Genomic DNA, 231 nt, shown 5'->3' with positions numbered 1-231 from the left:
CACCGCGACCAGCAATGACGTGGGCGAGATCGACGCAAGCGCGCCGGCGCTGACCGTCGATGCCCCGGCACTGACCTTCGACACCACGCCGACCATCGTCGGCACCACCGATGCCGAAGACGGCAGCACGGTCACCCTGGTCATCACCGACAGCGATGGCAACGAGCAGACCGTCACCACCACCGTCGAGAACGGTACCTACAGCGTCGACGCCGAGACCCCGCTGAGCGA

1 protein-coding gene is annotated in these 231 nt (G+C 67.1%); it reads left to right on the top strand.

Translation table 11 applies throughout. From position 1 onward, the window contains the following. The coding region (locus tag QD356_RS17805; protein WP_279878502.1) for a hypothetical protein at nucleotides 1-231 on the top strand (231 nt) is incomplete at both ends.

The sequence above is a fragment of the Cobetia sp. 2AS genome (assembly GCF_029846355.1).
Classification (GTDB): domain Bacteria; phylum Pseudomonadota; class Gammaproteobacteria; order Pseudomonadales; family Halomonadaceae; genus Cobetia; species Cobetia amphilecti.
The sequence above is the reverse complement of the archived record's forward strand: the minus strand, read 5'-3'. Positions and strand labels throughout refer to the sequence as shown.